At 63.7% G+C, this 14,053-nt stretch carries 8 protein-coding genes; 1 reads left to right on the forward strand and 7 read right to left on the reverse strand.

Going from position 1 to position 14,053, the window contains the following annotated elements:
- Positions 1-35: 35 nt before the first annotated feature.
- Entirely contained in the window at positions 36-2,078 is a 2,043-nt protein-coding gene (locus KI609_RS13105) for a methyl-accepting chemotaxis protein (RefSeq protein WP_226443863.1), read from the reverse strand.
- Positions 2,079-2,271: 193 nt separating this feature from the next.
- Entirely contained in the window at positions 2,272-3,180 is a 909-nt protein-coding gene (locus tag KI609_RS13110; protein ID WP_226443865.1) for a pseudouridine synthase, read from the reverse strand.
- Between the two features lie 291 nt (positions 3,181-3,471).
- On the opposite strand from KI609_RS13110, the gene KI609_RS13115 reads away from it, so the two are divergent.
- Positions 3,472-5,844 carry an AsmA family protein gene (locus KI609_RS13115; protein WP_226443867.1) on the forward strand — a complete coding sequence of 791 codons (2,373 nt, stop codon included), beginning with the start codon at positions 3,472-3,474 and terminating at the stop codon, positions 5,842-5,844.
- Positions 5,845-5,910: 66 nt separating this feature from the next.
- On the opposite strand, the gene KI609_RS13120 is transcribed toward KI609_RS13115, so the two are convergent.
- The 5 genes from KI609_RS13120 to KI609_RS13140 all read right to left on the reverse strand — a co-directional run bounded on the left by KI609_RS13120 (position 5,911) and on the right by KI609_RS13140 (position 14,051).
- Positions 5,911-9,198 carry an error-prone DNA polymerase gene (locus KI609_RS13120; RefSeq protein WP_226450390.1) on the reverse strand — a complete coding sequence of 1,096 codons (3,288 nt, stop codon included), beginning with the start codon at positions 9,196-9,198 and terminating at the stop codon, positions 5,911-5,913.
- A 67-nt stretch (positions 9,199-9,265) separates the two neighbouring features.
- Positions 9,266-10,855 (reverse strand): Y-family DNA polymerase, encoded by a 1,590-nt coding sequence (locus KI609_RS13125; RefSeq protein WP_226443868.1) that lies wholly within the window; start codon positions 10,853-10,855, stop codon positions 9,266-9,268.
- Between the two features lie 18 nt (positions 10,856-10,873).
- Positions 10,874-11,773, reverse strand: coding sequence for a translesion DNA synthesis-associated protein ImuA (imuA, locus tag KI609_RS13130; RefSeq protein WP_226443869.1), 900 nt, complete (start codon positions 11,771-11,773; stop codon positions 10,874-10,876).
- Positions 11,774-11,864: 91 nt separating this feature from the next.
- A complete protein-coding gene (locus KI609_RS13135; RefSeq protein ID WP_226443870.1) occupies positions 11,865-13,205 on the reverse strand; it encodes an HD-GYP domain-containing protein in 1,341 nt (446 codons plus the stop codon).
- 207 nt (positions 13,206-13,412) lie between these two features.
- Entirely contained in the window at positions 13,413-14,051 is a 639-nt protein-coding gene (locus KI609_RS13140) for a 3-oxoacid CoA-transferase subunit B (protein ID WP_226443871.1), read from the reverse strand.
- Between the last annotated feature and the right edge of the window lie 2 nt (positions 14,052-14,053).

Here is a 14,053-nt window from a genome sequence, read left to right on the forward strand (position 1 = left end):
AGCGCGGGCAGCCGGCCGGATTGCGCTCATTTGGCTCAGTCGTTCAGCCTGCGCGGGGCCGGGTTGGAGAATGCAGAGGTGGGCAGGGGCACCGGGCCAGACCCACTGGGTGTTGAATGGCCCAGATTGAACTGCGCAATCGCGGCCACCATCTGCTGCGCCTGCCCCCGCAGGCTGCTGGCGGCTGCGGCCATTTCCTCCACCAGCGCCGCATTTTGCTGGGTAGTCTGGTCCAGTTGGGTGACAGCCTCGCCCACCTGGCCCACTCCAGCGGTCTGCTCGTTGCTTGCAGCACTGATCTCGGACACCATGTCGGCCACGCGCTGAATGGAGGCGACCACCTCCTGCATGGTGCTTCCAGCCTGATCAGCCAACACAGAGCCTTCCTGCACCATGGCACTACTGGTGCCTATCAGCTCCTTGATGGCCTTGGCTTCGGCGGCCGTGCGCTGCGCCAGGTTACGGACTTCGGCGGCCACCACCGCAAAACCACGCCCTTGTTCACCCGCACGCGCCGCCTCGACAGCGGCGTTAAGCGCCAGGATGTTGGTCTGGAATGCGATGCCGTCAATCACGCCGATGATGTCGGCAATTTTTTGGCTGCTGGTGTGGATGTCTTGCATGGTGCTAACCACTTTGGACACAACCTCTCCGCCCTGCTGCGCCACGCGGCTTGCACCCACCGCAAGCTGGTTGGCCTGGCTTGCGCTATCGGCGTTGTGGCGAATGGTGGCGCCCAGTTGCTCCATGCTGGCAGCCGTTTGCTCCAGCGCACTGGCCTGGCTTTCGGTGCGGCCAGAAAGGTCCTGGTTGCCTTGGGCGATTTCGGTGCTGGCGGCCGATACGCTGTCTGCGCTGGTGCGCACCATGCCAAGGCTTTCGAGCAGGCGCACCCGAAAACCTTCCATGGCCTGCGCGAGGGAGCCAATTTCGTCGCGCGACCGGATCGACACAGGGTGCGTCAGGTCCCCCTGCGCCAGATACGCCAGCGCGGTGCTCAGTTGTTGCACGGGCCCACCTACCAGGCGTCGGGTGGCCATCACCAGCACTATCGCCAGCAAGGCCAGGGCTATCACCACCCCCAGCCAAAGCCAGGTGAGCACGGCACGCGCCTCGCTCATCATCTCTGCCAAGGGCGCCTCGGCCACGATGGCCCAATTCCAGGGTTTGTAGTGCTGCACAGCCACGTAGCGTGTGGCCCGGTCGTTGTCACCGCTGCGGCGGGGCGACCAGTTCGACTTCAGATCACCGGTGGGCTCAATGGTTGCCAGCGAGCTGAGCCACGCTTTAGCCTGGTCGTTTTTATCATCCACTTTCAAGGATTTTTCGGCAGCTGGCAGCCCGGCAATCGTGCCCCGCGCCGGGCCGGTCGAGAGGTTCACGGCGTAAACAACCCCTGTGCGGAACAACTTTTGCCCAGCCATCACCGTATCGAGCTTGCCCAGGATGGCGGAAATATCAGAGCCGATGAACAAAATGCCGATGGTGCGGTTGCCTTCACGGATAGGCTCGTACACGGTCATGTACTCACGGCCAAAGAGGTTGGCTCTGCCGATATAGGTCTTGCCCTCATTCATCAATGCATAGGCAGGGTGATTGCGGTCCAGCAGGGTTTTGAAGGCGCGCTCACCGTCCTGCTTCTTCACCGACGTGGTCACCCGAATAAAGTCATCCCCCGTGCGCGCAAAGATCGTGGCCACGGCGCCCAGGCTGTCTTTGGTGTAACGGTCCATCCCTTCAAAGTCGCCGTTCAGCGCTGCGTCCTGAAACGTCAACACAGCCTCGGGTTTGCCGTCAGGCCCCGGGGCCTCTGTCAACGCAAATTTGCCCGAGAAACGCGCCTTGAACTGGGCAAAGTCACGCTTGGCTTGCTCCTGAGCCGTTTCGTCAAAAGTCTGTACCAGGGTGCGCACCTGGACGGCAGCTTGCATGGCATCGTCGCGCGCCATACGGCCGAAGTCCTTCCAGAGCAGTGCACTGACGATGCCCATCGTGACCAACAAAACCACCAGCAGGCTGAGCAATGCCGTGAGCGATAACTTGAAGGCTACCGAGTGGCGGGCGTTGGAGGGAGTCATATAGTGCTTTTAGGTAATCTATGCATCCATTTGCATATGAGACCGTCAATTGTCTGATATGTACGCCAAAAATAGGGTAATAGGCGCTAAAATGGCCTTTTCAAACCAAGGGTAAACCCTTGATCCAAGCAAGCATGTGCCGTATCACGCATGCGCGAGAGTGGCATGCCCCCGTTGTTTTCTGAGCAAACGCTCAAGGCAGGCTCAGCGACTGCCTGCTCTCAAACACCCGGTGCTCACCCGTGAGCGGGTCGACAAACGCCAGCGAACGCGCCAGCAGCTGAAGCGGCCGTGAATGGTCCCCCTCCGGCGCATCGTTGACGACGGGGTACAGCGGGTCATTGCGCAGTGGCAATCCCAGGGCGGCCATGTGCACCCGCAGCTGATGGCGCTTGCCAGTGACGGGCGACAGTCGGTACAGGGCCCAGTCGCCCACCACCTGCAGCACCTGCATATGGGTATGGCTGTTGGACTCGCCGGGCACTTCGTGCATGCGAAAGAACTGCGGGCTTTCTTCCAGGCGGCTGGCATGGTCGCGTGGGAAGGCGAGGTCTGCACGCCAAGGCGCTATGGCGTCGTAATGTTTGATGATCTGGCGCTCGCGGAACAAGGCTTGGTAAATACCTCGGGTGCGCTGCTGCACCGAGAACATCACCAGCCCGGCGGTATCGCGATCAATGCGGTGCAAAGGCGTCAGCTCCGGCAGCCCGAGCTTCAGCTTGAGCCGCACCAGCAGCGTGGTGTGCAGATAGCGGCCCGCAGGCGTGACGGGCATGAAGTGGGGCTTGTCGGCCACCACCAGATGATCATCCTGGTGCAACACCGTTTCGCTGAATGGCAACGCGGGTTCTGCTACCAGACTGCGGTAGTAATACAGGCGCAGCCCCCCTTCAAAGGGCCGCTCGGGCGCCACCGAATGGCCGCGTTCGTCCACCACGTCACCCGCCAGCATGCGCTGGCGCCACTCTTCACGGGTGACCACCGGCAAACGCTGGGTCAGAAAGTCAAGCATGCTGCCCTCGCCCCGGTGTGGGAGCGCCACGCAACTGGGCCCGACACCATGGCGTGGCGGTGGGAGGTGGCTATGAACGGGGTTGTGCATGGTGCGCGCATTCTAAGAACCTGTTCACGTTCTTAGAACGTCTGTAGGGTTTTGAAAAAATCACAGCGCACTCCCCACAAGGCCGCGGCCACCATGCTGGAGGCATCTGTAGGACAACGGCGGCAGTTCGTTGCCCCCAGCCATGACTGCGGTCGATGCGGGCTAGCATGGCATGACCTTTTCTGGCCCACCGTGCTGGCAATGAACTGAAAAGACAAGAAAGGCAATCAGCCGACGGCCTTGCATTGACTGCTTCATCGACCCCCATCATCTCAACCCATTCAGCCTGACATGTCTCCAGCCCCTAGCAGTTCCTCCCATGCGACGCCACCCGATATGGCACCTCTGGCGCCCCCCGCGCCACAGCGATTACCGCGTGTAGCGCGTTGGGGCCTGTGGTTGTTTGGATTGCTGCTGGGCCTGGTGGTGGTGCTGGCGATTGCGGTGGCCGTCATGGACTGGAACCGCGCCAGGCCGTGGGTGAACCAAAAGGTGAGCGAGGCCACGGGGCGGCGCTTCGCCATCAAAGGAGATCTGTCGGTGGCATGGCGCTGGCCGCGGCCGCTCGAAGAAGGCTGGCACCGCTGGGTTCCTGGCGTCGCAGTGACGGCCAACCACCTGGTGATGGACAACCCCTCGGATTTCAAGCCGCCTTTTGCAGACACGCACCCAGGCAGCAGATCCGCTGCCTCAAAAAACGCCGGTGCGGACACCCCTGCAGCACCAGCCACCATGGCACGCATCGACAGCGCCACGGCCACGGTGCGCCTGTTGCCGTTGCTGGGCCGTTATCTGTCCATTGAGACCATCGATCTCACGGGGCCGGACATTGCATTGGCACGAACGGCCCATGGAGACAACAACTGGACTTTCCAGCGCCAGGATGGCCCCCCCAGCGGCTGGACCTTCGACGTGGACCGTTTGATGGTGCGCCAAGGTGTCCTCGGTTATGCCGATGGCATGAAAGACCTGGATCTGCGTGCACGCATCGATACCACAGAGCCAACCTTTGACAAGCGCTCCGCCCAGGCTCCTGCAAAAGCGGCATCCACCAGCACATCGGCAGCCACGCCCAAGGCATCGACAGCCAGCGCCAGCAAGGCAACAACGCCCCACGTTGCAGCATCGTTCATGACGCCCGCCACGGCCAGCGCAGCAAGCGCATCGTCCACCAGCCCCATGCCTTATGGCCTGCGCTTTGAACTGGAGGGGCGCTATGCCAAGGCAAAAATCAAGGGCAGTGGCCGGGCGGGCCAGGTCATCAGTCTGCGCAACAAGATGGTGAACTACCCACTGCAGATTGCGGCCAGCGCAGGCAGCCTGGCACTTTCCGCCGAAGGCATTTTGGCCAACCCGGGCGCTCTTTCTGGCCTGGATTTCCAGGTTTTCCTCAAAGGCGCCAGCATGGCCGACCTGTATGACGTCACCGGGCTGGTATTGCCCAGCACACCGCCTTTTGAAACCGATGGGCAACTGACGGGTAGCCTGACGCCAGAGCGCGCGGTGTGGCAATACAACGGCTTTGATGGCAAGGTGGGCCAAAGCGATTTGCATGGTTCTTTGAAATACACCTCTGGCAAGCCGCGCCCTCGCCTCACCGGGCAGATGTCGTCCAACCAGTTGCGCCTGTCCGACCTGGGCCCCACCGTGGGCACCAACAATGCCGACAACGCCAACCGGGGCCAAGACAAAACCGGCCAGCGCGGCAAGGTGCTGCCCGACTCCAAGTTCGCAGCCGAACGCTGGAACGCCATGGACATGGACATTGCCTTCAAAGGCCAGCACATCATCCGTCCCGAGAGCTTGCCGCTGGAGAATCTGAGCCTTCGGGCCGTGATGGACAACGCACAACTCAAGCTCGCGCCCCTCACCTTTGGGGTGGCTCAGGGCAAGATCGAGTCCGAGGTCAGCATTGACGGGCGCTCGCCCCCTTTGAAGGCCCAGATCCACGGCAAGATCCAGGGGCTGCAACTGTCCGAGTTGTTCCCCAAAGTGCAGTTGATGAAAAAAAGCCTGGGCCGCATGGATGGCGCCATCGCGCTGGAAAGTCGCGGCAACAGCATCGCCGGGCTACTGGGCCAGGGCACGGGAGAAGCGCGCCTGTATGTGCGCGACGGCACCCTGAGCAAGCAGATGCTGGATCTGGCGGCCCTTAACGTGGGCAGCATCATTGTCGGCAAGCTGTTTGGCGACGACAAGGAAGTGCATCTGCGCTGCGCAGTGGCGGACTTCACGGTGGTCGATGGCCTGGCGAGCACGCGCATCGTCAAGATGAGCACCGACGACGCGGTGGTGCAGGCCACGGGCACGATTGACCTGGGCACCGAGCAGATGAATCTGCGCATCAAACCCGAATCTCTGCAGTGGAAGTTCTTCTCGCTGCGCTCGCCGCTGTATGTGAAGGGCACCTTCGGCAACCCGGATGTAGGCGTGGAAGTAGGCCCCCTCTTGCTGCGGGCCGGCGCTGCGGTGGCGGCGGCCGTCGCCGCACCCGTTGCGTTGGCGTTGGTGCCGGTCACCGTGCCGGCTGGCGACGACGACACCCACTGCAAACCCCTGCTCACGCTGGCCAAGGAACCGGTCAAACCCGGCAGCGAAGGCGCTGCCGGTACGGCGTCGCAGGCTGCGCGCAAAGCAGCCAAAAAGGCGACTGCTCCCCGGTGATTTCAGGCATGCCTGGGTGACAAAAGCGCACGGGTAGACGCCGCTTCTCCAGGCCCCTTGCGCCGCTCAATGGAAATCGCGGCTGCCTTGCAGTGCCCCGGCCATACGACCGAGCAGCGGGGTCAAGTCTTTAAATCGCTGGGCCACCAGATGGCGCACCACCGCAGGCGCAGAGGCTGGCACTGACGCTTGTGGGGCGACAGCCACTGTGGCCTCCGGCGGGCTGGGGTCTTCTGATCCGCTCGAATGCATTGGTGGGGCCGCGCTGCACTGCCAGACCCCTTCTACCGCCAGCAGTTGCGAACGCAGCAGCGCATCGCGCCAGGCTTCCACCAAGGCGGGCCACACAATCACATTGACGGGGCCGGTCTCGTCTTCCAGAGTGACAAACATGGTGCCTTTGGCCGTGCCGGGGCGTTGGCGCACGGTGACGATGCCACAGGCGCGCACCTTGCGGCCAGGGGGCACCGCCTGCAGTTGCAACGCTGTCTGCAGCCGCCAGCGTGCAAGGCGCGGACGCAACAGCGCCAGCGGGTGGCGGCGCAGCGTGAGGCCAGTAGCGGCATAGTCGAACAAAATTTCTTCGCCTTCTGGGGCAGCGGGCAACACCAAAGGGGTTTCGTTCACCGGGACATCGCGCAGCAAGGCTGGCGCGGTGTGTTGTGCTGCGGCGTCCCACATCTGCTGGCGCCGGTGGCCCGACAGGCTGGCCAGGGCATCGGCGGCGGCCAGCGCCTGCAGATCCTGCTGGCGCAGCTGGGCACGCAAAGCCAGGTCTTCGGTGCTGGTGAACCCCGTGCTGGCAGCACGCGCCTGCACCAGGCGTTGGGCAGCGTCTTGCTGCAGGCTGGCCACCAACCGCAGCCCCAGGCGCACGGCGGGCTGCGGCAACGACGGCGATGGAAAGCCTTTTTGGGGCCGCAGCGGTGCCAACGGGCCTTCCAGCGTGCATTCGATGTCGCTGGTATTGACATCGATGGGCAACACCTGCACGCCGTGGCGGCGCGCATCCTGCACCAACTGCGAGGCCGAGTAAAAGCCCATGGGCAGCGAGTTGAGCAGCGACGCCAGAAAACACGCAGGTTCGTGGCACTTGAGCCAACTGCTGGCATAAGCGAGCAACGCAAAACTGTGGGCATGGCTTTCGGGGAAGCCATATTCGCCAAAACCCAACATCTGCCGAAAGATGGCCTGCGCAAACTCCAGGCGATAACCGCGTGTCAGCATGCCCTTGATCAGGGGCTCTTCAAACCGGTGCACGCCCCCCTTGCGCTTCCAGGCGGCCATGGAGCGGCGCAGGTCATCGGCCATACCCGGCGTGAAGCCCGCAGCAATCATGGCGATCTGCATGACCTGCTCCTGAAAAATGGGCACCCCCAGGGTGCGCTCAAGCGCCTCATACAACTCGGGTTTTTCGAGGGTCAGCGGTTTACCCTGCCGCCTTCGCTCACGCGCCTGCAGGTACGGGTGCACCATGCCGCCCTGAATCGGCCCGGGCCGCACGATGGCGACCTCCACCACCAGGTCATAAAACTCACGCGGTTGCAGGCGCGGCAACATGCTCATCTGGGCACGGCTTTCGATCTGGAAAACCCCCACCGTGTCCGCTGCGCAGATCATGTCGTAGGTGGCGGCATCGCGGCCCGGAATGTCGTGCAGTTGCCAGCGTTCCCCGCGCAACGCGGCGCGCAGGTTCAGGCAGCGGCGCAGTGCGCTGAGCATGCCCAGCGCCAGCACGTCAACCTTGAGCAGGCCCATGTCATCAAGGTCGTCCTTGTCCCACTGGATGATGGAGCGGTCTTGCATGCTGGCGGGCTCCACCGGCACCAGGCGCGTGAGCTTGCCCTGTGTGAGAACAAAACCGCCCACATGCTGGCTCAGATGGCGCGGAAACCCCTTGAGCTGCGCGCTCAGCTCCAGCCACAAGGCAGCGGTGCGCGGGTGCAGTGTCTCCCCCACGGCCTGTGCCAAATCCTGCAGGCGGTCGGTGGCGAATGTTTCATCGAACCAGTGGTGGTCCTTGGCAAAGGCATCCACCAGAGCAGGCCCCACGCCCAACGCCTTGCCCACATCGCGCAAGGCGCTGCGCGTGCGGTAGGTGGTGACCACCGCAGTGATGGCGGCGCGATCACGGCCGTATTTGGCGTAGATGTATTGAATGACTTCTTCGCGCCGGTCATGCTCAAAGTCCACATCAATGTCGGGCGGCTCGCTGCGCTCCTTGCTGATGAAGCGCTCAAACAGCAGGTGCGAGTTTTCAGGGGCCACGGCCGTGATGCCCAGCACGTAGCAGACCACCGAGTTGGCCGCCGAGCCGCGCCCCTGGCACAGGATGCCCTGGCTGCGCGCAAAGCGCACGATGTCGTGCACGGTGAGGAAGTACATCTCGTACTTGCGGTGCGCAATCAAGTCCAGCTCTTTGCGGATCTGCGCGGCGATGGTGGCAGGCACGCCTTGCGGGTAAAAGCCTGCTGCGCCGACCTCGACCAGCCAGGCCAGGGCCTGAGCCGGGGTCATGCCTGCAGGCACGGTCTCCAGCGGGTATTGGTATTTGATTTCGTTCAGGCTGAAGGTGCAGCGTGCGGCCACCGCCAGCGTGGCGGCTAGCAGCTCAGGGGGATAAATGCCTGCCAGCCGCACGCGACGGCGCAGGTGGCGCTCGGCATTGGGCTGCAGCGCAAAACCACACTCGGCCACGCTGCAGCCCCGTTGGACAGCCGTGATCACGTCCTGCAACGGCTTGCGCCCGCGCCCATGCATGTGCACATCGCCGGCAGCCACCAGCGGCAGGCTGAGCGCCGCCCCCACACGCTGCAGCGTGGCCAGCCACAGGCCATCGTCCGGGGCCAGGTGCAGCTCTACCGCCAACCAGATATGGCCATTAAAATATTGATCAAAATGGCCTCTAGCGCTTGATACACAAGCGCTAACAGCTACAAAATCAGAAGCATTAAAACGCTCGCGGCAAGGGGCCAGCAGCAGTTCGCAGCGATCCAGAAGGCGGAAGGGGCTGTCAGGGCCTACGTGGTATTGCCCCTTGGGCGCTTGCGCGCGGGCGGCGGTGATGAACTCGCACAGGTTCCCCCAGCCCTCGGCATCGCGCGCCAGCGCCACGATCCGCAGCCCGCCCCACAAGAATTCGCTGCCCAGGATGAGGTGCAGACCCGATTTTTCGGCGGCCTGATGCGCCCGCACCACGCCCGCCACCGAGCATTCGTCGGTCAGCGCCAGCGCCTGGTAGCCCAGCTCGGCGGCACGATCCACCAGCTCTTGCGGGTGGGATGCGCCGCGCTGAAAACTAAAGTTGGACAGGCAGTGCAGCTCGGCATATCCCGGCAGTGCGCGCGCGGGCATTGTGGTGGTGGGCACTGCTGGCACCGGGCCTACCGGCGTTAATCGAGGAGGTGTCCAGGCCATGGCATTAGCCAAAAATGCCATGCAAAAACCAGCGGTGCGGCTGCACAGGCCCCGCCACCCTGCCCGCCTCCGCGTCACCAGAGCGCAGCGCCAGGCGCTCACGGAACACCCACACCAGCCCGGCCACCTCGTTGTGTGCCACAAAATAATCGCGCAATACCAGGCCTGGGCTGGGGTGTTCTGCATCGGCAGGCGCTGCATCGGCATCCGTCCACCAGCCGGCCTCGAACCGGTGTGGCCCCGCCAGCAGGCGCAGCAGCCCATGGTGGCAAGGCCGGTGGCCCTGCATGGCCAGGCGCCGGGGCGTGCGCAGCAGCCAGGTGGGCCACAGCGATGCGTCTGGCGCATGCGAGCCGCCGGTGGCGCCAGGGATGCCCGATCCGCCATGGCCACCCGGACCAAGGTAGTCCACAAGGCGGGCATTTTTGGCTGTCAGCACCTGCGCTGCGGGCCGCCACTGCTGCATGCATTCAGGCCGGTGGTCGGCCAGCAGCACCGGCGCCTGCACCTGGTCTGCACCCAGTCGGGCCGACAGGCGCTCCAGCAGCTGGTGCAAGGCTTCCCCTTGCGCGGCCGAAACATCACCACCCCCACTTTGGTGATCGACTTGGCGGCCATCTCCATGGGGTGGCAAAAGGCTGGCACTGCGGTGTGGGAGCAAGGCCGACTCCAGCAGACGCAGCGTGATCTGGTTGGCGGGGGCCGCCAGTTGGGTGCGTGCCAGGTTTTCTGACAGCAGACGCCTCAGGTGCGTGATGTCCTGTGTGGCTTGTGCCGTGCGCACCACCAAGGCTTGCGAGGGGGCAATCACCACCCCATCGATGCGGCGCAAGTCATGGCGCCAGGTCAGCGCCAGCGCCAACACGCCCTGCTGGCGCGCCTGCAGCCAGCCCTGCAGCAGGGTAAGGCAACGGTGGGCGCTCCAGAGCAAGGCGTCTGCCGACTCGGCCAGAGCCGGCAGCTCGGCTGTCAGCACAAATTGCTCGGGCAGCTCCAGCCAACGGTGCACCTCGGGGGCATGCCCCAGCGCCTGGTCCAGCACCTGCAAGACCGCCGCACCAAAACGCCGTGCCACGCCTGCCCGGGGCAACGCCTGCAACGCCCCCCAGGTGCGGCAGCCCATGCGCTCCAGGCTGGCCACATGGGGGCGCAGCACGGTCAGTGTGTGCAGAGGCAGGGTTTGTGGGTGCGGACATCCTTGTGGGCCCTGCGACGGCAGGGCACACCCGGCCCCAGCCATGGCCATGTGCACCCGCAAAAAGGCGTGCGCCATCAGCGCGGTAGGCCCACAGCCCCATATCCCATGAGTTGAATGCACCCCATGCGCCCCATCAGCCGCTTGCGCATCAGCGCCTTGCTGGGCAAAAGCGCCTTCGGCAGCCTGCGCCCAGGCCTGGCGCACCTGTGCCAGCAAGGCATCGCGCCCGCCCCAAAGCCGCTCGGTGGTGGAGACCTCCAGCAACACGGCTTCGTCATCCACCAGCACCACGCGCGGGGTAAAACGCAATGCCCACCACCCGGTAGCATCGATGCAGGCGGGTGCGGCGGGGTTGTCACCCGCGCTCGGTGGCAACGGCAGCGCGATCCAGTGCATGCATCCCCTCCGCTCATCTCATGGCACAGCCGCAGACGCCGCAGCCCATCGCGGCGATTTGCCACGGGCAGTGTCGTTCGCCATGGTTTGCGCTGCTTCTTGTGCTCTCCCTGGCTCCTTCTCTTGCAGAGTGCTTTGCGTGGGGCCGGGCGCCAGTTGTTGCGCTGCGCGCCTTCGCTGTGCCTGAGCCGCCAGCATCTGCACCAGGTGGGCGTGGCATCCCGGCAGATCCAGCCCCTGCATCAACGGGGGCCCCCTGCGTTTGAGAATGTGCACCTGCATACCAGTGGGTGCAGAAGCGCCCGGTGCCATGCCCATGCCAAGCCCTTGAACATCCCCTTGTCTTTGTGTTTGTCCTTGCACCTGCAACCGGAGCAAAGCGGGCGACGCCTGGGGCGACGCTGCCAGGGGCCTGAACACCCACAGCAGTTGCTGCTGCTGCGCGGCCGCCAGTTGCAACCTGCGCAGTGCGGCTGGCTGCGCTTGCGGCAGCCAGGCCATCACAGCGATGACATCACGGCACCGCAACGCCTGCTCTGCCGCCCACAATGCGGGCGCCGCTGCGTTGCTTCGCACCAGGCACAGCCGGTGGGCTGCCAGGCCCTGGGCCTGCAAGGCCGGGCCAAAAGGCTCACAAGGTGGCGCCACCACCACAAGAGCCCCGGCACGCCGGGCGGTGGCTTGCGCCAGCGCGGGCAATAACAGCTGCCATTCATGCAAGCCTGCCAGGGGTTGCAGCACCTCGCACAACGCCCCCACAGGCCAGCCCCCGCCGGGCAACTGCGCATCCAGCAGCGGATACCCCGTGGGCTGCACCGGTGACGGCCCCGCACCCAACGCATCGGCGTGCCAGACGCCTGGCACCTCAAAAGCAAAGGGAGGGGGTACCTTCCGCAAGGGCAGGCGTGATGCAGACATTGTGGTGGCAGTGGTTCAATGAATACTGTAAATATACACAGCATTCGTTGAAGTGCCGTCCCACCCTCCAAACCGGGGTTAAAAACCGGATCTACAAATTTCGCATCGTCCAATCACACCAGTCGGCCACTGCGGCATCCGCTGGGGTGGCTCGACCGGACAACTGCGGCCAGCGGCGGTGGGTGGCATTGACGATACTTTGCAGTTGCCACAAGGCCTCACGCCCCACCATGGCCACTTCGGCCATTCCGATGGCATCGCCTCGCAGCTGCTCCAGCAGATCGCCTTGTTGCCGGGGGTGGGCGCCGGCTTCGAGCAATACTTTGTGCAAAGCCTGCAGGCGGTTATCCATAAATGCATACGCACTGCCCACCGGGGGCTTGCCCGTCTGAGTCAGGGTGGCCACCGTGGGCGCCAAGGCTGCCTTGAGCTGTTCCCAGTAGTTAAAAGCGTCGGCCAGCAAATCAATCTGGCGCGCTGCGTCGTTGCCCAAAGGCATCAAGGTCGATTCACGCACCACCTCCTCCTGCAATAGCGGCAGGATATGCGCCACCAGTGCGGACGGAAACTTGCGGTGATTGAGTCGCAGCATCAGCGACAGGCGCTGAGCGGGCATGTCGTCATACTTTTCGTAGAACGCAGCCACGACCTCTGCCAGCAACAGAATGCGCCCCATGGGGGTGATGTCGGCGCCGACTAGCGCACGCGGGTAGCCGCTGCCATCCATGCGCTCGTGGTGCTCCAGCACGGCCAGTTCGGCGGCACGGGGGTAAGACTGGGTATCCCGGATCATCAGCATCGCCGTGATCGGGTGGGCCACCAGGTGTTTGCGCTGTGCGCCCACCACCTTATGGTCCGGGTCGCTCCAGGCCGGGTCCATGTGCAGCACCCCCAGGTCATGCAGCAACGCGGCGGCTGCCAAGGTGGCGCAGTCGCGGTCGGACAGACCGCTTTTGACACCCAGGAACAATGTCACCGTCATCATCTGCAGACTGTGCTGAAACAACTCGGGGCGCTGGTCCCGCATGACGGTGAGCTTGCAGGCCATGGAGGCCGGCAACGGCAACGAACGCAACGGCGCCAGCAACCGGGCCGCCGAGCCCAAAGCTTCGGCCAGGATATTTGGCAACACCTCCTGCTCCATCAAGGCCTGGGCGAAAGCCAGCAAAGCGGGCACATCCACGGGGTTCTCGATGGACAGATGGCGGTCGATGGGTTCGCGCAGTTTGTGCTGCACCAGTCGGTCATACAGGCGGCTGTCAATACGCGCGCCCTTCTCCACCAGCTTGATGCCGGTGTCGGTGTAGATCGCGGCACCGGCCACCACGGCGCGCTGATCGGCCATGGCCGTCAATGCGCGCAGGTAATGAGGGCTGTCAGCAGTCGCCATGTCAGCGCTGCCAATGTCTGCAGTAAGAGAGATATCTGCCATGCAAGAAACACAAATTGTTGCCTTCGACTATATGGCCTTCCCTGTCCGGGCACTGACCCTAGCCCCCTTGGATTTCCGCACAGTCTTAACCCACATCAAGGGGCTTTCACCACCACACGGGATGAAAAAAAGCAAAAGGCCGGGGCCCCGTGTGGGACACCAGCCTTTTTGCGGCACGAAGCATTCGCACCCAGCACGGACCAATGCTTATGCAATAAGCGGCACGCCCGTTTTGGACTGGAGGGCTTCGAAGGTGACATCGGGGGCCAGCTCCACCACCTTGATGCCTTGTGGCGTCACGTCCATCACGGCCAGGTCGGTGATGATGCGGTCCACCACCCCCACGCCGGTCAGTGGCAGCGAGCACTGGGGCAGAATCTTCATGTCTTCCGTGCCGTCCTTCTTGCGGGCCACATGTTCCATGAGCACGATCACACGCTTGACGCCCGCCACCAGGTCCATGGCGCCGCCCATGCCCTTGACCATCTTGCCGGGGATCATCCAGTTGGCCAGGTCGCCCTTTTCGCTGACCTGCATGGCCCCCAGAATGGATAGGTTGATCTTGCCGCCACGGATCATGGCAAACGACTGGTCGCTGCCAAAGATGGACGAGCCCTTGATGGTGGTCACCGTCTGCTTGCCCGCGTTGATGAGGTCGGGGTTGACCTGATCGTCAGTCGGAAAAGGGCCAATGCCCAGCATGCCGTTTTCTGACTGCAGCCACACTTCCTTGTCGCCCGTAAAGTTGGCCACCAGCGTGGGGATGCCGATGCCCAGGTTCACATAAAAGCCGTCTTCGAGTTCTTGCGCCGCACGGGCGGCCATCTGGTCTTGGGTCCACGGCATGG

The organism is Acidovorax radicis (assembly GCF_020510705.1).
In the GTDB taxonomy this organism is placed as follows: Bacteria; Pseudomonadota; Gammaproteobacteria; order Burkholderiales; family Burkholderiaceae_C; genus Acidovorax; species Acidovorax radicis_A.

Excerpts from the sequence above, each read along its gene's own strand:
- KI609_RS13115 (WP_226443867.1), top strand. The coding sequence starts at position 3,472 with ATGTCTCCAGCCCCTAGCAGTTCCTCCCATGCGACGCCACCCGATATG.
- KI609_RS13125 (WP_226443868.1), bottom strand. The coding sequence starts at position 10,855 with ATGCACTGGATCGCGCTGCCGTTGCCACCGAGCGCGGGTGACAACCCC.
- KI609_RS13105 (WP_226443863.1), bottom strand. The coding sequence starts at position 2,078 with ATGACTCCCTCCAACGCCCGCCACTCGGTAGCCTTCAAGTTATCGCTC.
- KI609_RS13110 (WP_226443865.1), bottom strand. The coding sequence starts at position 3,180 with ATGCACAACCCCGTTCATAGCCACCTCCCACCGCCACGCCATGGTGTC.
- imuA (WP_226443869.1), bottom strand. The coding sequence starts at position 11,773 with ATGTCTGCATCACGCCTGCCCTTGCGGAAGGTACCCCCTCCCTTTGCT.
- KI609_RS13140 (WP_226443871.1), bottom strand. The coding sequence starts at position 14,051 with ATGCCGTGGACCCAAGACCAGATGGCCGCCCGTGCGGCGCAAGAACTC.
- KI609_RS13120 (WP_226450390.1), bottom strand. The coding sequence starts at position 9,198 with ATGCCCGCGCGCGCACTGCCGGGATATGCCGAGCTGCACTGCCTGTCC.
- KI609_RS13135 (WP_226443870.1), bottom strand. The coding sequence starts at position 13,205 with ATGGCAGATATCTCTCTTACTGCAGACATTGGCAGCGCTGACATGGCG.